Origin of the sequence: Ligilactobacillus murinus (genome assembly GCF_003288115.1) — a bacterium.
GTDB lineage: Bacteria > Bacillota > Bacilli > Lactobacillales > Lactobacillaceae > Ligilactobacillus > Ligilactobacillus murinus.
Map to the genome: position 1 here is coordinate 855,967 of NZ_CP023565.1, position 20,619 is coordinate 876,585.

The window sequence follows — 20,619 nt, forward strand, 5'->3', positions numbered from 1 at the left end:
ATCATCCTCTTTACTTAACATTATAAAAAATTGACAGGTTCACGATCGATCACGACCATGAGCCCTTTTTTCTCACCGCTTTGGCTTTGTAAGAGCAGTTCTTGTAGATACTTTTCCAAAGCGGGTTCTTGTTTATATTTTATCACTAATTGGTAATAAAACCGATTCTTGATCTTTAAGATCGAACTTGGCGTTGGACCTAAAACTAGTGCTTGTGGACTTAAGCATTGAGCGAGTCCTTTTTTGATCGCAAAGCTTTCTTTAGCGGCTTCTGCCTCACTTTTAGCACTAACTGTGATCTTGATCGTATAGTAATACGGTGGGTAATTATTCAAATGGCGCAAATTCATCTCGTAAAAGAAAAATTGCTCATAATCTTGCCGACAAGCTAGTTGGATCGCATAATGCTCTGGATTATAAGTCTGAATAACTACTTGGCCAGTCTTATCAGCCCGTCCAGCCCGTCCACTTACCTGTGTCAAAAGTTGAAACGTCCGTTCACTCGAACGATAATCTGGCAAACTCAAAGCCGTATCAGCATTTAAAACACCAACTAAAGTCACATCGGGGAAGTCTAACCCTTTAGCGATCATTTGCGTTCCTAATAAAATATCAGCCTCATGCGCCCCAAATTTAGCTAATAACCGTTCGTGTGCGCCCTTTTTACGGGTCGTATCAACGTCCATCCGCAAGATCTTTGCTTCAGGTAACAACTTTTCTAACTCCTCTTGGACTTTTTGAGTTCCGGTCCCATAGTAACGGATCTTTTGACTATCACAACTTGGACAGCGCTTTGGGATCGCTTCTTCATGGCCACAATAATGGCACTTCATCGAGTGCGTATCCATGTGTAAAGTCAACGAAACATCACAATTCGGACACTTCAAGACAAAGCCACAATCACGACACAAAACAAACGACGAATACCCCCGTCGATTCAACATCAAGACGACTTGTTCTTTTCTGACCAAACGTTTAGTGATCTGATCAAGTAGTATCTGCGAAAAATCTGGAGCGGGTGCAGTCTTAACCGCTTCACGCATATCGACTAAAGTGACCTGTGGTAAAGAGCTACCATTGATCCGTTTAGTTAAATTCAATTGTTGATAAACACCCTTTTTTGCGCGCGCTCGTGTCGCTAGATCTGGCGTTGCCGAACCTAAAACTACGGGGCAATTATGATATTTTCCACGCCAAAGCGCTACATCCCGTGCTTGATAACGTGGCATATCTTCTTGTTTATAACTTGCTTCATGCTCTTCATCGATAATGATCAACCCCAGATCATCTAAAGGTGCAAAAATAGCCGAACGCGCACCAACTACGACTTTGGCTTCCTTGCGCTCGATCCGGCGCCATTCATCGTAACGTTCACCGTCTGATAACGCACTATGCAACATCGCAACCTCTTTGCCGAAACGCTCTTTGACTCTTTGGACCATTTGTGGCGTCAATGATATTTCTGGCACGAGCATCAAAGCCGAACATCCCTGACTTAACGCATGAGCGATCGCTTGAAGATAAACCTCAGTCTTACCACTGCCAGTCACACCTTCCAATAAAAATGTAGTTGCATTTTTAGCTGTTATCGCTTGGTCGATCTGTTCGACTGCTCGCTGTTGTTCAGCCGTTAATTGCTTAGGCGTGGTTGCTTGGAGCATTTTATCACCATAAGGATCACGATAGCGTTCTTGCTTGGCTAACTTTAGCCATCCTTGCTGAGCCGCTTTTTTTAATTGACTTAGACTGAGCTGTAAACTTGCTTGCAGCTTTGTTTGCAAAAACTTTTGGTGCGAATTTTGATATAAAAATTCTAACAACTCCAATTGCTTATGCGCGTTTTTCCGCACTTTAGCTTTGAATTGAGCATAGTTTTTTTCATCAACTAGCGAAGTCACCACTCCGACTAGCTTGGCTTTGGCTCGATCTTTAACATGATAGACCACTTCTAAATGCCCAGCTTGGCGCATTTGTGCCAACTTATTCAATTGTTGGGCCGATAATTTACTTTCATCAAATTCGATCTCTGACTTTCCGGCAAAAAGCGAGTTCAATTCTTGGGGTAATTCATCAGCTGAAAGCAAACGTAAACTCTTGGAATAACTTGCACGCATAGCATTTGGTAACATCACTTGTAGACAACGGATCTTAAAGGAAAATGTCTTTTGGGCTAACCAATCGGCTAATTGCAAAGCTTCATTATTCAAGACCGGAGCTAGATCCATTAAACTTGTAACTTGCTTAGGTGCGATAGTAAGCCCATATTCGTCAGTTAGACCGACGATAAAACCTTGGATCTGGCGTTCTCCCTTACCAAAAGGGACGATCACTCGCATGCCTACCTGAGCTTGAGCTTGTAATGCTTGAGGTAACTCATACGTATATGGGCGATTAGTCTGCATAGCGGGCACATCAACAATAACTTGCGCATAACGTGCCATCAGCACTCACCTCGTAACTGCAAAGCAAAACTCAAGATCAGGTCAGCTAATTGCGTCTTTTTTAGCTTACCAGTAGCTTTAGGTGAGTTTTTGCTTGTCAACAGCCAGGCTTCGTTGTCGTCAGCACCAAAACCGATATCTTTTCGCGAAACATCATTTGCAACTAAGAGATCTGCATTTTTTTGCTGTAATTTTTTAGTTGCATAGTGCAAAAGATCGGTCGTTTCAGCTGCAAAACCAACTAATATTTGATCACGCTTTAATTCGCCCAATCGCTTTAAAATATCCGGATTTTTTACCAGCTCTAACTGCCATGTTTCAGCATTTTTCTTGATCTTTTGTTCTGCAACTGTTTTAACTCGATAGTCCGCCACTGCTGCTGCCATGATCACAATATCTTGATCGGCATAATGGGTGAGCATCGCTTTTTCTAATTCCGCAGTAGTCTGGACCTCATATGTCGTGACGCCTACTGGTGGTGTTAGTTTAGTCGGGCCAGTGACCAAGATAACTTCTGCACCTCGCACTAAAGCGCGTTTAGCTAAAGCATATCCCATTTTTCCACTCGAACGGTTGGCGATATATCTGACCGGATCGATTGCTTCTCGGGTCCCACCTGCACTTATCAAAACTTTTTTTCCTTTAAGATCTTGTTCGATATTTTCTACTTCAGCGATCCAAGCATAGATAGCTTCTGGATCAGGCATCCGGCCTTTACCAGTATAACCTTCAGCTAATAGGCCTGTCACTGGTTCTAAAATTGCAACCCCATCGTCTTGTAACCGTGCAATATTGCGCTTGGTCGCTGGATCGCTCCACATTTTATCATTCATAGCGGGAACAACATATTTAGGCGCTGCCGTCGCTAATAGGGCAGTCGTCACAAAGTCGTCAGCTATCCCATTAGCCATCTTAGCGATCACATTAGCTGTAGCCGGTACTACCACAGCTAGATCAGTCCAATCAGCTAACTCGATATGTGGCACAGGTGAATCATTTTCAAAGAGATCTGTATAAACTTCTTGATGGGTCAAACCCTTAAATGTCAGTGGTGTAACAAAAGCTTGAGCCGCTTTAGTCATTGCGACTTTGACCTTTGCCCCTTGTTTAACAAAGAGTCGCGCCAAAATAGCTGCTTTATAGGCTGCGATCCCACCGCTTACATAGATCGCTACATGTTTTTCCTTCAAAAAATCAGCCCCTTTAATTATCTATCCATATTTTAGCACATTCCTCAAAATTAATATTTTTAGTTGTTCAAAAAAAATGAGACCAAGGTCAACCTCAGTCTCACTCTGCTATATTAGCCTTCTTCACCTTCAGATTTGATCTTAAGGTCACCGGCAACGATTTCTTCTAAAGCTCGGCCAACACTTTTTACCGATTCATATTCGCTTAACATTGGAGGTGCACCAGCATCAAGTTCGTGTGCACGCTTAGATGCAAGCATGATCAAAGAGTAACGTGAATCGACACGTTCTAAAAGTTCATCCACTGATGGGTATAAAATCATTGAATATTCTCAACTATATGAATGTGAACAAGTCAAAATAACTTGTGAAGAATATAGTCTCTTCCTTTCCTAGATTTATTGCGCTATTGCCTCACATTTAAACTTCTTAGCTCTCGACTCAAAGCGGTCAGTCGACCCCTAATTGTTTCTTATAATCAGGCAAGAAACGTTTAACACGCCAACGTTCAGCCCGAATGATAGTTTTGATCTTTTCTGCTGCCTTAGTAACTTCATCGTTTACGACCGCGTAATCGTAATTTTGCATCATTTCGATCTCATCTTTTGCTTTTTCCATACGCTTATCGATCGTTTCTAGATCATCAGTCCCACGATTGATGATCCGTTGGCGAAGTTCCATTAGGTCAGGCGGCGTCAAGAAGATGAACAAGCCGTCTGAAACTTTTTCACGTACTTGCATCGCACCTTTGACTTCGATCTCCAAAAAGACATCTTTCCCCGCATCGAGCATCTCATTAACGTATTTTAATGGTGTTCCATAATAATTGTCAACATATTGAGCATATTCCAACATGCCTCCATCGGCGATCTCTTTTTCAAACTCTTCTTTTGAAACGAAGTAGTAATCTTTGCCGTTAACTTCGCCTGGTCGCATTTGTCTAGTCGTCATTGAGATCGAATAGTCAAAGTTGTTTCCTTCTTGTGAAAAGATCTCCTTTCGCACAGTACCCTTCCCCACACCAGAAGGACCTGAAAGGACGATCAACATTCCTCTTTTAGCCATGCGCTTTATAACTCCTCAATTTATAAGTTTATATACCATTGTGCACTTTTTTAAGGCTTTTTTCAAGTCGTCATGTCCATTTTTGCAGATTTTAATTAAATTTTCTCAAAAAAATCTAGGGCTTTTCATGTCATGAGCGATCCCCTAATCAAGAACCACTTATTATACATAGGACACTATGCTGTAAAATGTCTATTTTCCTTCTAAGCTATATCAATATATTTTTATTCAAATTTTTTCTTGCTTTATCGAACAAACGTTCATATAATATAGATATCAAACAAATGTTCTAGGAGGGTATTTACCATGACACTTAAAAAATTCTTCAGCCCTGAAAATTTGAGCAAATTCACTAAAAATCTCCATACTAAAGCACAATCATTCTTTGAACTCGAACAAACAACGCCTACTCCACGTACAACCGATTTTGCAAGTATCCCACCAAAGCAACTTGCACTTTTCTTACAACAAGCGATCCGTTCGCAAAAAACAGCTACTCTCACTTTAGCACTAAAGGATGGCACGACTGAAACACTTAGCGGGAAACTAGATTCGATCAAAAACCGTTTTGACGCTGTAACTCTCAAGATATCAGACAAACAGACCCGGGTCGTCTTCACCAAAGATATCGTTCATCTCGGTTTAGAACGTTTCTCTGTCAAAGATGCCACACTTCATCATCCAGTCCTCATCAGTAAATAACAAAAAACCTGTCGTAAAAATGACAGGTTTTTTAGCTAATGTTTTAGCTTAATAAAGCTCTAGGTATTGATCACGTTCCCATTGGGATACTTCTTGGCGATATGCCTCCCACTCTAAACGTTTAGCTTCAATAAAGTTGTTGTATAGGTGTGACCCCATCGCATTGATGATCACTTCATCAGTCCGTAAGGCTTTTAGCGCATTATGCAAGGTCGATGGTAGATCCTCGATCCCATTAGCTTTGCGCTCTTCTTCGCCCATAACATAAATGTTACGGTCAACTGGTTTTGGTGGTTCGATCTTATTCTTCAAACCATCTAACCCAGCAGCTAAGACAGCAGCTACCGCAAGATATGGATTAGCTGATGGATCAACACTGCGTAATTCGACCCGGGTAGATAAACCACGAGCGATCGGTACACGGATCAACGGTGACCGGTTATGACCAGACCAAGCTACGTAAACTGGAGCTTCGTATCCTGGAACTAAACGCTTATAAGAGTTGACCGTTGGATTCATAACAGCAGTATAATTACGCGCATGCTTGATCAAGCCACCCAAGAAATAGCGCGCTTCTTGAGAAAGTTGCTCTTCAGCATTTTCATCAAAGAAAACATTGCCTTTTTCATTGAAAAGTGACATATTCAAGTGCATCCCTGATCCATTGATCCGATCAAGTGGTTTTGGCATAAATGTTGCATGTAGACCATATTTTCTAGCTACAGTTTTAACAACTAGTTTGAATGTTTGAATATTATCACAGGCATGTAGTGCATCTGCGTACTTAAAATCAACTTCATGTTGACCAGGAGCAACTTCATGGTGTGAAGCTTCAACATCAAAGCCCATCTTTTCTAATTCCAATACGATATCACGTCGACAATTTTCGCCTAGGTCTACTGGAGCAAGGTCAAAATAACTTCCCTTGTCATTTAGATGCGTGGTTGGTTTACCTGTTTCAGGATCTAATTTGAATAAGAAAAATTCTGGTTCAGGCCCAATATTGAAGTCAGTAAAACCTAATTCTTTCATTTCGTCCAAAATGCGGATCAAATTATTTCTTGGATCCCCATAAAATGGTGTTCGATCAGCATTATAAACTTCACAGATCAAGCGTGCAACTTTCCCGTGTTCACTTTCCCACGGAAAGATCAACCATGTTGATAGATCCGGGTAAAGCCACATATCGCTTTCTTCGATCCGTACAAAGCCATCGATCGAAGAACCATCAAACATCATCTTGTTATCTAATACTTTGTCAAGTTGGCTGATCGGAACTTCCACGTTTTTGATCGTACCGTAGAGATCAGTGAACATCAAGCGCAAAAATTGCACATGTTCATCTTTTGCCAATTTACGAATTTCATCTTTGGTGTAGCTAGGTTTTGCCATACTGATTGCTCCTTGTAATTTGATTAGAGACCGTTATTTCGGAAAGAAAATTGATTTTGCTTGCTCAAACCGCTGACAGCAACGAATTCATCGCGCAAGATCCGTCTAACATCGGCATCCGTCAATGATTTTTCACGTTTAGCTTGGCGTTTTGCCTCTTCTTGGGCACGCTCAGCATAGATCTGTTTGATCCCAGCCATATTGATACCCTCAGCTAAATAATCTTTGACTTCTAATAATTTATCAATATTGTTCAACGAATACATCCGACGATTACCTTCATTTCGTTCAGGTATGATCAATCCCTGTTCCTCATAATAGCGGATCTGCCGTGCAGTTAGATCAGTAAGTTTCATGACCGTCCCGATCGGCAAAACAGCCAATGAGCGACGTAACTCTTTTTCCTTCATAACATCCTCCTTTGGATCACTCCATTATCATAGCAACTCTGAATTATATTGTCAATCACTTATGTTATATTTTATAACATAGAATGATAGATATTTATTTTTTTAATAAAAAAGTCGAGTATAAACCCGACTTTTTGACTGCTCAATCTTTATAAAATGCTTCTTTAGCAGCTGCCGTGACGGCTAATTTAACATGTGCGTAAGATAGACCACCTTGAATGTAGAGACAATATGGTTCACGCAAAGGACCGTCAGAGGAAAGTTCGATCGTTGATCCTTCTGTGAAACTCCCAGAAGCCATAATAACTTGATCTTCATAGCCATCCATATAACTTGGCACTGGATCAACAAAAGCATTCATTGGTGAATTATGCTGGATCGCAGCACAGAACTTGATCATCGGTTCTGGCTTTCCAAATGTGACCGTTTGAACGAGGTCTGTTCGCGGTGCATCCCATTTAGGCGAAACCTCCATTCCAAGTTCTTCTAATAAGGCCGCCGTATAGATCGCACCTTTGATCGCCTCTCCTGTTGTATGTGGTGCCATAAAGACTCCTTGATAGAAATCACGTAGATATCCCCAAGTTGGCCCTTCAGCCTTACCTAAACCAGGAGCATAAAGTTGCGCAGCTGCCTGAGCCACTAAGTCTTTACGTCCAACGATAAAGGCACCACCCTTAGCGATCCCCGCACCAGCATTTTTGAATAACGAACCCGCCATCAGATCTGCCCCGTAAAATGTCGGTTCTGTTGGTTCTGAAAATTCACCGTAACAATTATCGATGAAGATCACCGCATTTGGAGCATATTGTTTTACAAATTCGATCATTTCTTTAACTTCATCAACAACGAAACTGTCGCGGGTCGCATAACCACGTGAACGTTGGATCGCGACCATCTTGATCGACTTATCATTTTGTAATTTTTCTTTGACCGCATCATAGTCAACTTTGCCTTGCTCATTTAATGGAGTGTAATCAAAATTGATATCATATTCTTTGAGAGTTTTAGGATTATCGCCTACAACACCGATAACTTGTTGGATCGTATCATACGGCATCCCCGTCATATAATAAAGAGTATCTTTAGGACGTAAAACACCGTAAAAAGCAGTTGCGATCGCATGTGTCCCCGAAATAAGTTGTGGTCGAACTAAAGCGTCATCGACTTTAAAATAGTCAGCAAAGATCGCTTCAAGTTTTTCACGTCCCATATCATCAAAACCATACCCCGTTGAACCAACCAGATCTTCTTCAGCGACCCGGTGCTTTCTAAATAAGCTCAATAAGCGTTGTTGATTGTAGAGCACTTGTTCATCGATCTTTTGCAAATGACCACTGATCTTTTCATCAACTTTTGCCACCTTTGCGATCAGATCTTCTGGTAAGTTTTGTTTCCATGAATTTAGCATTGAAAATCCTCCGTTATTTTGCGAGCCAGTCCGTAACTAACCCAATAATTTTTTCTTTTTGTGCTGGATGTTGTACGATATCAAACCAATTAACATCCATTTTATTGCGAAACCATGTCAATTGCCGTTTGGCATAGCGTCGTGAATTTTGTTTGACTGCTAAGACAGCCTCTTTGCGCGTGATCTTATCCTCAAAATATGGATAAAATTCCTTATATCCGATCCCTTTTCCCGGGGGTAATTGGACCCCGCCTTTTTCATAGAGAAAACGAGCTTCTGCCAACAAGCCCTGCTCTAACATCAGATCGACTCGTTGATTGATCCGTTCGTATAGTAAAGTCCTCTCTGTTGTCAAACCAATGATCAAGGCATCATAAGCCAAACTTTTTTGGTCAGCTTGACTGGAAAAAAGATTTCCAGTTTTTTCATAGACTTCTAAAGCCCGCACGACCCGTTGTTCATTTTGAAATGGGATCTTTGTAGCTGCCTTAGGGTCGATCTGAGCTAATTTTTCCCATAACTTTTTTTGCCCATGTTCAGCTGCAAAAGTATGCCATTTGTTACGTGTAATCTCAGCTTGAGCATAACTATCTTGACCCAGCTTAAAATCATTTAGTAACGCATGAAGATAAAAACCAGTTCCCCCGGCTAAGATCGGCAATTTATCTTCTTTGGCGATCATTTGGGCATCTTGTTTACACTGCGCAATAAAATCAGCTACAGAAAAGCGCTGATCGATCTCATTTATATCAAGCATATAATGCTTGATGCCCTGCATTTCTGCAGGTGTTACTTTAGCTGTCCCAATGTCTAGACCGCGATAGATCTGCATCGAATCCCCCGAGATGACCTCACCATTGAATTTTTGGGCTAATTCAACAGCTAATGCCGTTTTCCCCACTGCAGTTGGCCCCACGATCAATAGTAGCTTTTGTGCCATTATCTTTCCTTTCTACAAGACTAATTATTCACATGATTAATACTATCATATTTTCTAGCCAAAAGAGTTAAATACTGGATATTTTTTGGCTAATCATTCATAATAGGAGTAGTAATTCAAAAAGGAGGAATCCCCTATGAAGACATTTGGTAAGGGCTTCTTAGTTGGCACGTTAACTGCTTTTAGTGCAGTTGCAGGTTGTGTTTATGCATTCAAGAAGACTGTAGTTGAACCGATCGAAGAACGCGAAGCCGTGTTGGATCAACATCGTCGTCGTGCATTGCGCAAACGCCGTTCTTCCCATCAAGGATAATAGATAAGCTACCCGCTCCATTTTTTGAGAGCGGGTATTTTTATTTACTTTATTACGTCCTGATGATATCATAATGATATCGTAATGCTAAAATATTTTTTAAGTGAGGATCCTTATGGACAAAGATGAAATGACGACCTTCTTATTTCGGTTGCCAGCTTCATTAAAAGAAAAACTAAGTAAGAAGGCTAAAGAAGAAAATAAAAGTGTCAATGCAACATTGCAATCGATCGTTGATGAATCCTTAACTAAGCCTACTAGTTCTGAGTCCTTGGAGAAACGAATGTTTTTAGGCAAACGCGTTTCGGCTAGGCAATTTGATGAACTTGATGGTCTAGTCAAAGTTGACGGCATCTATTATCGCTACTTGATCGAAAGTAACCAACCTTTAAAACTCGGTCACGACTACATCATCATCGAAGCAGTGGGGAATATCTTAACTTTACGACCACTTAATAATAAAGAGGAGTGAACCATTATGTTTGGAATCAAGATCGTTCGCCAAAACTGTAAGGGACTCGTTGAGACCTTAGGCAAATATTCACGTTCAGTTGATGCTGGCTTGCAATTCTATGTTCCTATCTTTCAAAAGATCCGGACAGTCGAATTGGCTATGCATCCACTGCGTCTACAAAAATATTCTGTTATCACGCAAGATAATGCCGAGATCGAGGCAAGCGTCACTTTGAACTACCACGTTACTGATGCTAAAAAATACACTTATGAAAACTCTGACTCTGTAGAATCTATGGCTCAATTAGTTCGCGGTCATCTACGCGACATCATCGGACGAATGGATCTAAACGCAGCGTTAGGTTCGACCTCTAAGATCAATGCTGAGCTCGCACATGCGATCGGGGATCTGACAAATATTTATGGGATCAATGTTGATCGGGTAAACATCGATGAATTGACCCCTTCAAAAGAGATCCAAAAAGCTATGGACAAACAGTTGACCGCCGACCGCGAACGGGTAGCTGCGATCGCTCGAGCCGAAGGCGAAGCCCGCAACATCAAATTAACGACCGATGCTAAAAATAAAGCCTTAGTTGAAACTGCACAGGCTCAAGCCCAAGCGACAAAAACACGGGCTGACGCTGAAAGTTATCGGATCACCAAGATCCAAGAAGCTTTAAAAAATGTCGATGAGAATTACTTCAAAGATCAAAGTATCACTGCTTTTACCAACCTTGCTGAATCAGATACTAATCTAGTCGTACTTTCGAAAGAAGATATTACCGAACTAGGACAAGTACCTGTTATTAAAAAAATGTTAGACCAGTAATGTTTCCTAACATGTTAAAACCGCTATGATGTATTTTGGCATCATGGCGGTTTTTTAGCTACTAGGAGTTGGGTATTTTTGATATTTTGAAGGCCAAATAAAGCCTTATGTCACAGCTATATTTTTACAAAAATATGGGCGACAACTTTAGCGCTATCACCCATACCTACTAAATTTTTTTAGTTTTTTTCTTACCATCCCATTTAGAGTAGCCACCCTTTAAAATGTAGATGTCGTTAAATCCTTCTTTTTTCAAACGAGCTGCGATCCGGATCGGCATTGCTTTAGTCGTATCATACAGATAAACCGGTGCATCTTTACGCAATGCGTTTTCATAAAGCTTGAATTGTGCAAATGGCATATTTCTTGCCCCTAAAATATGTGAGCGCCCAAACTCGGCACTATCTCGTAGATCGATAACTTGTCCTTTACGTAGACCTTGTTTGAACTCATCGCTTTCAACGATATGAGCAACTTTTTTGCCCCGATACCACCAATATAATTGTGTACCAAGCATCCATAATAAGATAATGACCAAAACAAGGTCGATCCAAAGCCATGCTGAAATTTCACCCAATACTAAATTCATCAAAAAACCTCCTAGACTAAAACAGTCTCACTTAAAAGCGAGACTGTTTAATTGATCAATACGTTTATTTAAATTCCAAAGCTAACGAAGCAGCCCCGATAACCCCTGCAGAGTTACCTAGTTGTGCTAATTTTAGTTTTGTCGTATTCCGGATCGTTGGGAATGCAAATTGCTTAAAGTAAGCTTCAACTTGCTCCAATAAGAAATCCCCTGCAGCAGATACACCGCCACCGATAACAACGTATTCTGGATGCAAAATACTACTGATGTTAGCACTTGCCAACCCTAAATAATAACAAACACGATCAACAACACGTTTAGCCAAGATATCATCTTGTTTAGCTAGGTCAAAGACCATCTTTGAGCTGATCTCTTCACCATTGTCTAAAGCACGCTTCAATTCAGAATCGCCTGCAAATTCTTCAGCCATATCACGGGCTACCCGGACAACACCAGTAGCCGAAGCATAAGTTTCTAAACAACCTTTGTTACCACATGTGCAAAGGTAGCCATCAGGTTGAACGTTGATATGACCAACTTCACCCGCTGCGCCTAAACCGTGCAACAAGTTGCCATCAGCGATCAAACCGCCACCAACACCGGTACCTAAAGTGATAAATGCAACGTTAGCAGCATTTTCACCCGCACCTTTCCAACGTTCACCTAAAGCAGCAACGTTAGCGTCGTTATCAAGTGCAAACTTGATTCCTGTGCCTTTTTCGATCTCAGCTTTAACATTTTGAACTGTCTTCCAGTTCAAGTTGTAAGCCCCAACAACTGTGCCCGCTGCTCGATCAACGGTCCCTGGGGTCCCCATCCCAATACCGATAAATTGGTCTGGTGTCATTTCATATAAATTTAAGTGATGGTTGATCGATTCAATGATATCAGGTACGATATGCGAACCTTCATCTAAAATATTAGTCTCAATACTCCATTTTTGTTGGATCTCACCATCTGCGGTTAAAATTGCAAATTTGATCGTTGTCCCACCAAGGTCAACGCCGATAAGTTTCTTGTCCATACTAATATATCTCCTCAAATCTAAATATCTTTAGCTGCTTCATATTGTTCCTCAATGCGGTGTTCCCGCGTCAAGACTAGTTTGGCACTCAAAAAGACTTGTTTATCGATCGCATCAGCTTTATATAAATTGTCCAGCTCGATCGCCATCAATTCGATATCCCAAAGCCTTTTACCAACATACACAAAGATCCCAAAATGCTTCAAAAGCTGTTGAACATCATATAACGTCTTCATGAAAACCTCTCCCTCAAAATTATACTGGATATTGCCAGTGATTGAAACCAGTTTGCAACAATAATCCATATACAACTACTAGAGCAACAACACTAATGATCCGCTTTATCCTTGGAATAGATCCTATATTAGGTACCCCAACTGCATAAGAAGCCAGAAAACCGGCTAAGAGTCCACCTAAGTGTCCCCAAATATCTATACCTCCTGCAAAGAGGTCAAATCCAAGATTAAGTACGATCAAAACTAAAAATTGCCGTGAGATCATTCTGATATACTGGTTCTGTCTAAATGATTCTCCTAGCATCAAATAGGCGCCAAAAAAACCAAACAGCGAAGTACTTGCCCCTGCTGAAATGTTGCTTGAGAGCGCAAAACTCAAAATGTTGCCTCCTACGCCACTTATTAAATATAAGGCTAAAAAACGCCATTTGCCGAATAGCTGTTCTAGCTGTACTCCCAGAAAATACAATGTCAATAGATTTAAGGCCAAATGCTCTAATCCGATATGAATAAACATCGGTGTGAACAAGCGCCAAAGCTCACCTTGAATGATCAAAGGGTTATATTTAGCCCCCCAAGCGATCAAGTTGACTACATTTTGACTCCCGCCACTTAGGGTCATTCCAATAAACACTAAAAGATTGACAGCGATCAGTCCGTAAGTAACGATCGGCTTTTTGCGAAAGCTGTTCATAACTGGTCCCCCAATTTAGTCTGGTCTATCCTATTTTAGCACAAACCACAGCTGAGGTCTTGCCTTTATGCAACCGGTTCATCAAACTTTCAAAAAAAAACAACAGGGTTTTAAACCTGTTGTTATTTTGTTTCACGATGTAAAGTAACCTTGTGATCGCGTGGGCAGTACTTCTTAAGTTCAAGACGATCTGGGTTATTACGCTTGTTTTTGTTTGTCAAATATGTTTGTTCATGACATTCTGTACATTCTAATGTAATATTTACACGCATGTTCTAAACCTCCCATACATATCAGTTCCTAAAAATGCCCTTGGCATCTTCAACGTTTAATATCATATCATCTTTTGGCATCGATTACCAGTATTTTTTGGCTATTTGTTAAGGAAAATTCCTTGACAGCAAAAAAAACGACCTTAAACACGCTTATTGCCTGCTTAAAGTCGATCAAAGATCATTTATTAAAAACCATCACTAGACTGGACCGTTTTCCAGTAAGCTTCATAGATCTGCTTGACTGTCTCAGTATTGATCTTACTGTTAGAGTCAGTAATATTAGGGAATGCAACTACAACTACGACTTGTGGATCATTAGCTGGCGCATAACTGATCGCACTTAATGTCTCAGTCTCGATATTGTTATAAAATGTTTGCGCGGTCCCTGTCTTAGCTGCGATCTCAGGTTTTACCGAAGCCATTGAGCCCCCGGTCCGATAGGTATTAGAGCCATGGACTACACGCCAAAGACCGGTCTTGACAACATCCCATTGATCCTTTGTCCCATCAACGACATTTAAAACATTGGGTTGCATTTCGTATTTTACTGGTCCTAAAGAGCCATCCTTATTCGTCTTGCGGATCGACTTTAGGATATGTGGCTGTAAACGATAACCTCCATTAGCGATCGTTGATGCATATTGTGCTAATTGGATCGGGGTATAGGCATCGTAGTTCCCAAAAGATAAGTCTAACGCATTACCGATATGTGACTGATCAGCAGCCCCTTCAAATCCACTAGCTTCGCCTGGAATGTCGATCCCAGTTTTGACACCTAGACCATATTGTTTAAAGTTTTGACGTAATTTATCAAAGATCGAGGTCGGTAAATTGAGTGCAGCCCCCGAAGTGTACTTAAAGCCCCCTTCTAGCATCGCCAATTTCATCATGTATGTGTTAGACGAGACTTGTAAGGCATCAGCCGCAGTAAGACTCATGTTAGCTGCTCCTGTCTTATTGAACCAAGATGTCTTAGCAGCAGTACCAGCTAACTTGATCGGTTCTTCAAGCAAAGTATTGTTGGTCGGAGTGATGACACCATCTTTCAAAGCTCCCATGACCATCGCACCTTTGACAACAGACCCCATTACAAAAGTCTGATTGATCGTTCCAAGTGCATTTTCCGTTACTTTACCTGTTGAAAGATCACGATTGACCCCAGCCAATGCATAGATCCCGCCAGTCTTAGGATTCATCACAACGGCATAGCCTCCTGGAATATACGGATTACTACCAGCAGCATTTTTCACATTATCCTCAACGATCTTTTGGACTTGATTTTGAAATTCTGCATTGATCGTCAATTGTAGATTATCCCCTGGACTACCGCCATATTGTTTGACTTCTTTGATGATCTCATTATTTTGCGTTTGAACATTAATAATTTCTTTTGTTCCCTTGAGCGCATTTTCATATTGAGATTCGATGTAACTTGAACCTACACTATCATTACGCGAGTAGCCCTCAGCCAGTAACTTATTGATCTGATCGCTAGGAAGTCCCTGTTTTTCTGATGTCACAGTCCCAATGACACTCTTGACTGATTCGCCATTAGGATAAGAACGCGACCAACTAGTCCCGATCTTAACACCTGGTAATAAAGACAAATGCTCACCAACTTCAGCCATTTCGCTATCACTGACATCGCTTGTCTTAAGATAGACCGTCGACAAAGCATAAGCACCTGCCATCTTAGCATATAACACAGCTGCTTGTTCTTGTTTTTCTGACATCTTCTTGACTAAGTTATGCTTTTTAACGTAATTTGTCTGTAACTTAGTCAATTTTTCATTATCTTGCATCGTATCAGCATTGGGAATATGCTTATTGACTGCTGCAGTATGTTTTGGATCAGCTAAATAGTAGTCGACCTTATTACGCTCGGTCAAAGTATCAGTTTCAACACTGACATAATTAACTAAATTATTAGCGACCTTATACATCTGACTTGAAGCCACATTCAGCGGTTTAGTATACGTGATCGCACGCGAAGTATTATTGGCGACTAATAATTTTCCCGTTGAATCGTAGATCGTTCCCCGTTGCACATTTCTAGTTTCGGTCTGATTATCACTACTAGTTGCTTCTGATTCAAACTTAGGACCATGAATGATCTGCAGATAAGCTAATTGTCCGATCAAGGCTGCAAAAAGTAAAAAAACGATCAAAAAGAGAAAATTTAATCTAAATGGTATTTGCGAATGCTTTTGCTTATTTTGTGCATTCGCTTTTCTTAAGAATCTCACCACAATTCTCCTCTACTAATATTATTAACACTACGAACTATCCTAGCACAAATCAACTAAAATCTGTACCTTAGATACTACCTTTTATATTATATACGATATACGAGCGATTAAATACTAAATTTTTTAAAAGACCACTTAAAACAAGCACTATTCGAAATCTTTTTCTCGTTGTGGTATCCTATAAGCTGATAATATTCAAAAATTCGAAAGGATCACGCTAGATATGAAAGAATATCTCAAAAAACACTATCCCCTCGGCTTGAGCTTTTGGACTCCAGTATTGCTCATGCTTGGGTATTTTATCTACCGTGGCTTTTATCCCTTTGGCAGCTCCAGTGTGTTGACAGTCGATCTAGGACAGCAATATGTCGACTTTTTTGCTTATTTTCGCCATACCTTGCTGCATTCTCCGAGTGAACTATTTTACTCATTTTCAAAAGCCTTAGGGGGCCCGATGATCGGTGAAGCTGCCTATTACCTATTGAGTCCATTTAATCTCTTATTTGTCTTTTTTCCCGGCAAATATTTAACAGCTGGATGCTTGCTTATCTTACTGTTAAAATACGGGTGCGCTGGCTATACTTTTGGGCGGTTACTCAAAAATGAACTCAAATTAAATAAATGGATGATCCCCGCTCTTGCTACCAGCTATGCTTTGATGGGTTGGATGATCGCTAACCAATTGAATATGCTTTGGCTAGATGCACCGATCTTTTTACCGTTGATCATCTCAGCTTTGTATCGTCTCTTACAAAAAAAGCGCAGTCTCGCCTATGTCTTATGGTTGGCAGCAATGATGATCATCAATTATTACATGGCATACATGATCTGTCTTTTTTTAGTTTTATTTTTTGCTTGGTACCAAACAGCATACTTTTCGGGTCTCAAAAAGTTTTGGTCACAGCTTTACCTTTTTATAAGTCGTTCCCTTCTAGCGGTCGGCATCTCGGCCTTTGTCCTTGTGCCAACTTATTATTCGTTGGTCACTAGCAAGGGACAATACACCGAAAAAAGTTTCCAATCACACTTTGAATATGCTCCGCTAAAGATGCTTTCAAAATTTGTGATCGGGGCATTTAATTTTGAGCAAATGCCTAAAGGATTCCCGAATCTTTTTATCGGTAGTCTTGCTTTGATCGGAGTATTTCTATATTTTATCAGCTTAAAGATCAAATGGCGTCCAAAATTAGCTGCCTTTTTAGTGAGCGTATTTCTTTGGCTTTCTCTATGCTTTGAACCACTTGATCTATTGTGGCATGGGATGCAATTTCCCGTATGGTATCCATACCGTTTTTCATTTATCGTTAGTTTTTGGATGATCTTCTTAGCCGCTTTGGCTCTCAAAGAAAATCAATTTCGCCTTAAACCCCACCAAGCTTTGATCTGCTTGGGGATCTTTACAGCTGGTTTGAGCTATGTTTATTTTAATTCTAAGAGTTTTGACTATGTATCAAAACAAGTCATATTATTCACAGCTCTCTTCAACGTTTTGCTCTTGCTTGTCTTGACGGTCAAGAAGACACCGCTCAATCAACGACTAACACCATTAGTCATCTTTTTATTGGTATGCTTTGAAATGTTAGCTAATACAACTTATTCGCTCAATAATATCAGCTATTTGACCCAAGCTGAGTTTGCCGGGCCAACTAAAGTCATCGCCCAAGACCAAAAAAAGTTGACGCAATTAGATCCTGGCTTTTATCGGACCGCTCAACTCTATAGTCGGACTAAAGATGATGGCCTTGCGCATGATTTAAAAACAGGTTCTTATTTTAGCTCTGCACTTGAAAAAAGCATCCCTGATTTTTATGGTCAATTGGGGCAACCCGATGGCGACAACTATGTGGGTTACTATAACGGGACTTTGATCAGCGATTCGTTGCTCGACATGAAGTACCTCCTTCAAGCTAAAGATAAAGCTGAACTTGTCTTGAGCTCCTCAGCTAAGGTCGACCTTAATGTTACTAGTTATCGTCCCGATACCAAGCTTTATGCCTTACGTGCCCAAACTGCTCAAACCAGGATCTATCAAAACCCTTATGCGATCGGACTTGGCTATAGTGCTGATAAAAAATTAAAGCAGCTCAAAGTTCTCTACGATCAGCCATTGACCTATCAGACCAATTGGCTAAATGCAGCGACTGGCTCAGCTAATACGACTAAATATTTTTATGCCGCTAATTTTAATGAAGTCGTCTTTCAAAATACCAAAAAGCAGACCAACCTTACTGGCGCCTTTTTCAAAAAGACCGACTTGGCTAAACCAGCTCAGATCATCTTTAAATTCACGCCTGAGACTGATGACCCTTACTACTTGACACTTGGTGCTAGTCTCGACGGTGATTCTGCTACTTGGTATTTAGGTAGCAAGGAATATCCTTACTATAAGACCTTCAGACATACAGTCGTTTTAAATCCAACCGTATCTGGTAGTGACGATGAAGCCGTTATTACCGCTAAATTCAAAAAAAATAGCCTTTGGTTGGAGAATTTCGTTCTCTATCGCATGGATAGATCCCTAGTTGAACAAAAACTAAAGCAACTCCAAAAAAACTCTTGGCAACTTACAAAAGCTACCGCTCACAGATTAACAGGTAAGATCGATATCACTAAGTCAAACCAGCTCTTTGCTACAACTATCCCTTATAGTAAAGGCTGGCAAGCAAAAGTTGATGGAAAACCCGTCAAAACTTACAAGATCCAAGATACCTTCGTTGGTTTTGACATCGGCCAAGGTAAACATCAAGTAACTTTGACCTTCACTCCACCAGGCTTATACTTGGGAATCGTACTTAGTTTAGTTTCATTAGTGCTAGTTTTCACACTAGATATACGAGAAACTAAAGCTTAAAAAAACGCATCTAATACAGTAAAAACAACTGGATTAGATGCGTTTTATTTTATCTTGTTACTTGATCTAGGTCTTTACCATCGAGCTGTTGCCAAGATCTACTGTAGAAGTAATTATCGATCTGATATTTTGGCTTTAGTTGTTCTTTAGTCAAAAATGGTGCTACTGCTTGATCCATCTTCAACCACCCACGCCAACCTAAGTGGATCGTATCTTGCATGAAATATCTCTCACCGTCATCTTTAGAAAGATCAACGATATTATTGAAACCTTGTTGACGCAACTGATACGTGATCTTTTGGTTAAAATCTTGCAACATTTCTTGTGATAAGCCAGTATAATCTGACCAGTGTTTGTTTACTGGTGGGATCACAAAGATCACATCAGTATTATCTTTAGCAAATTGATTCAAGACTAATTGGAAATCAGCAAATTCAGGTGATCTTACATAGCTGTATTTGCTTTGTTTGCCCTTTAGCTTCTTATATTTTTTGCGTAAATTTTTATCAAAAAATTTATTACTGATCTCAAACGGATTATTGGTTGTGTTTGCTTGCCCTAGCTTATAAGCGATCGCATCAAGTTGTTCAAAATCATACTTATCTGGCAAGACTTTTGCAACTTTAGCGATCCTTTGCGTATTATCCTTTAAGGCCAATGTCGAAAACAATTCATCTTCGTGTTGCAATTGGTTGTACTTCAAATCAAGATATATCTTCATTGAACTAGATAATTCTTGACCGGCTGCAACTTTTTGGATCGCTTGTTTTAAGATCGCATCATTTTGGACTGATGGCATCTGCAACAGACGCTTAGCCGCAAAGCGGTCCATCTGGTCATCTTGTGCTTGACGCAACCACGTAACAGCTTCAAGATTGGAATAGTATAGACTAAAGGCTCCGGGATCGGTTCCTTTAGGTACAAACCACTGTGGTGAGATGATCATCACAGCTTTTTTATTTTTTAACTGTTGATTGATCCCTTGCATCCCAAAAAATTGAGAAAGTGAGGTCGATCCTGGTCCCCCAAGTAAAAATGGGCGGTAACTGCGATCATAGTGACTAGCTAATGTAGCTGGATGAAAGGCATCCATTCGCGATAATTCCGAAGAACCAAAAAATGGAACGTAATTTTCTTCTAAAGCTTTTTGTTTTACCACTGTCCCCTTAAAAACATTCTTTGACTGGGACAAGGCAGCTACTTCAACTGTCTTATCGTTGATCTTACGAAAATTAAATGGTGAGATCAACAAGAGCGTCAATAAAACAGCCGCCAAAATGATCGGACCGAAGATCTTAAAGAGCTTCTTTTTTACGTCCATTATTGCATACTTTCTACTTTCGCGATAATTTTGTTAGGTGTGTTCCATTCAGTTCTTTCAAACTCAGAAACTGGTACGTCAACGCCACATTGAGCTTGTAATTCTAATAACATTTGTACTGTTCCCATTGAGTCTAAAAGACCAGTTTCGAAGATATCGATGTCTAGATCGTTTCTTACTTCATCGCTACCTGTTAAATCTTCTAAAATATCCAATACTGTATCTTTCATG

At 40.4% G+C, this 20,619-nt stretch carries 21 protein-coding genes; 5 read left to right on the forward strand and 16 right to left on the reverse strand.

Going from position 1 to position 20,619, the window contains the following annotated elements; translation table 11 throughout:
• Positions 1-20: 20 nt before the first annotated feature.
• The 4 genes from priA to gmk form a co-directional block, all read right to left on the reverse strand.
• Entirely contained in the window at positions 21-2,441 is a 2,421-nt protein-coding gene (gene priA, locus CPS94_RS04280; RefSeq protein ID WP_112194857.1) for a primosomal protein N', read from the reverse strand.
• A complete protein-coding gene (gene coaBC, locus CPS94_RS04285; RefSeq protein WP_112194855.1) occupies positions 2,441-3,631 on the reverse strand; it encodes a bifunctional phosphopantothenoylcysteine decarboxylase/phosphopantothenate--cysteine ligase CoaBC in 1,191 nt (396 codons plus the stop codon). Before coaBC ends, priA begins: the two co-directional genes overlap by 1 nt.
• Before the next feature lie 113 nt (positions 3,632-3,744).
• Positions 3,745-3,954 (reverse strand): DNA-directed RNA polymerase subunit omega, encoded by a 210-nt coding sequence (gene rpoZ / locus CPS94_RS04290; protein WP_112194853.1) that lies wholly within the window; start codon positions 3,952-3,954, stop codon positions 3,745-3,747.
• 127 nt (positions 3,955-4,081) lie between these two features.
• Positions 4,082-4,696: a guanylate kinase gene (gene gmk, locus CPS94_RS04295; RefSeq protein ID WP_004047375.1), complete on the reverse strand. Its 615-nt coding sequence runs from the start codon at positions 4,694-4,696 to the stop codon at positions 4,082-4,084.
• Between the two features lie 306 nt (positions 4,697-5,002).
• Between gmk and CPS94_RS04300 the strand changes: the two genes are divergently transcribed.
• Positions 5,003-5,398, forward strand: a complete 396-nt coding sequence (locus CPS94_RS04300) for a hypothetical protein (RefSeq protein ID WP_112194851.1) — start codon at positions 5,003-5,005, stop codon at positions 5,396-5,398.
• A gap of 48 nt (positions 5,399-5,446) precedes the next feature.
• On the opposite strand, the gene glnA is transcribed toward CPS94_RS04300, so the two are convergent.
• From glnA to miaA, 4 genes are all read right to left on the reverse strand, one after another.
• Positions 5,447-6,790, reverse strand: a complete 1,344-nt coding sequence (gene glnA / locus CPS94_RS04305; RefSeq protein WP_112194849.1) for a type I glutamate--ammonia ligase — start codon at positions 6,788-6,790, stop codon at positions 5,447-5,449.
• Between the two features lie 23 nt (positions 6,791-6,813).
• Positions 6,814-7,200, reverse strand: a complete 387-nt coding sequence (locus CPS94_RS04310; RefSeq protein ID WP_112194847.1) for a MerR family transcriptional regulator — start codon at positions 7,198-7,200, stop codon at positions 6,814-6,816.
• Positions 7,201-7,342: 142 nt separating this feature from the next.
• Entirely contained in the window at positions 7,343-8,611 is a 1,269-nt protein-coding gene (locus CPS94_RS04315) for a methionine gamma-lyase family protein (protein WP_004047368.1), read from the reverse strand.
• 13 nt (positions 8,612-8,624) lie between these two features.
• On the reverse strand, positions 8,625-9,551 hold the full coding sequence (gene miaA, locus CPS94_RS04320) for a tRNA (adenosine(37)-N6)-dimethylallyltransferase MiaA (protein ID WP_112194845.1): 927 nt from the start codon (positions 9,549-9,551) through the stop codon (positions 8,625-8,627).
• Between the two features lie 136 nt (positions 9,552-9,687).
• Between miaA and CPS94_RS04325 the strand changes: the two genes are divergently transcribed.
• From CPS94_RS04325 to CPS94_RS04335, 3 genes are all read left to right on the forward strand, one after another.
• Positions 9,688-9,864 (forward strand): DUF3042 family protein, encoded by a 177-nt coding sequence (locus CPS94_RS04325; protein ID WP_004047366.1) that lies wholly within the window; start codon positions 9,688-9,690, stop codon positions 9,862-9,864.
• A 115-nt stretch (positions 9,865-9,979) separates the two neighbouring features.
• A complete protein-coding gene (locus CPS94_RS04330; protein WP_004047365.1) occupies positions 9,980-10,336 on the forward strand; it encodes an Arc family DNA-binding protein in 357 nt (118 codons plus the stop codon).
• A gap of 6 nt (positions 10,337-10,342) precedes the next feature.
• The gene (locus CPS94_RS04335) at positions 10,343-11,149 is read left to right on the forward strand and encodes an SPFH domain-containing protein (protein WP_004047363.1); all 807 of its coding nucleotides are present in this window, start codon (positions 10,343-10,345) and stop codon (positions 11,147-11,149) included.
• A 169-nt stretch (positions 11,150-11,318) separates the two neighbouring features.
• Here CPS94_RS04335 and CPS94_RS04340 read toward each other — a convergent pair whose 3' ends face one another.
• From CPS94_RS04340 to CPS94_RS04365, 6 genes are all read right to left on the reverse strand, one after another.
• Complete coding sequence (locus CPS94_RS04340; RefSeq protein WP_004047361.1) at positions 11,319-11,738, reverse strand: rhodanese-like domain-containing protein; 420 nt, start codon at positions 11,736-11,738, stop codon at positions 11,319-11,321.
• Positions 11,739-11,802: 64 nt separating this feature from the next.
• Complete coding sequence (locus CPS94_RS04345) at positions 11,803-12,762, reverse strand: ROK family glucokinase (protein WP_112194843.1); 960 nt, start codon at positions 12,760-12,762, stop codon at positions 11,803-11,805.
• A 20-nt stretch (positions 12,763-12,782) separates the two neighbouring features.
• Positions 12,783-12,998, reverse strand: coding sequence for a YqgQ family protein (locus CPS94_RS04350; RefSeq protein WP_004047356.1), 216 nt, complete (start codon positions 12,996-12,998; stop codon positions 12,783-12,785).
• 19 nt (positions 12,999-13,017) lie between these two features.
• Positions 13,018-13,692, reverse strand: coding sequence for a rhomboid family intramembrane serine protease (locus CPS94_RS04355; protein ID WP_004047354.1), 675 nt, complete (start codon positions 13,690-13,692; stop codon positions 13,018-13,020).
• A gap of 122 nt (positions 13,693-13,814) precedes the next feature.
• A complete protein-coding gene (rpmG, locus tag CPS94_RS04360) occupies positions 13,815-13,964 on the reverse strand; it encodes a 50S ribosomal protein L33 (protein ID WP_004047352.1) in 150 nt (49 codons plus the stop codon).
• A 188-nt stretch (positions 13,965-14,152) separates the two neighbouring features.
• A complete protein-coding gene (locus CPS94_RS04365) occupies positions 14,153-16,213 on the reverse strand; it encodes a peptidoglycan D,D-transpeptidase FtsI family protein (protein ID WP_112194841.1) in 2,061 nt (686 codons plus the stop codon).
• Positions 16,214-16,439: 226 nt separating this feature from the next.
• On the opposite strand from CPS94_RS04365, the gene CPS94_RS04370 reads away from it, so the two are divergent.
• Positions 16,440-19,067: a YfhO family protein gene (locus tag CPS94_RS04370; RefSeq protein WP_112194839.1), complete on the forward strand. Its 2,628-nt coding sequence runs from the start codon at positions 16,440-16,442 to the stop codon at positions 19,065-19,067.
• A gap of 49 nt (positions 19,068-19,116) precedes the next feature.
• Here CPS94_RS04370 and dltD read toward each other — a convergent pair whose 3' ends face one another.
• Positions 19,117-20,388 (reverse strand): D-alanyl-lipoteichoic acid biosynthesis protein DltD, encoded by a 1,272-nt coding sequence (gene dltD / locus CPS94_RS04375; RefSeq protein WP_112194837.1) that lies wholly within the window; start codon positions 20,386-20,388, stop codon positions 19,117-19,119.
• Complete coding sequence (gene dltC / locus CPS94_RS04380; RefSeq protein WP_004047344.1) at positions 20,388-20,618, reverse strand: D-alanine--poly(phosphoribitol) ligase subunit DltC; 231 nt, start codon at positions 20,616-20,618, stop codon at positions 20,388-20,390. Before dltC ends, dltD begins: the two co-directional genes overlap by 1 nt.
• Between the last annotated feature and the right edge of the window lies 1 nt (position 20,619).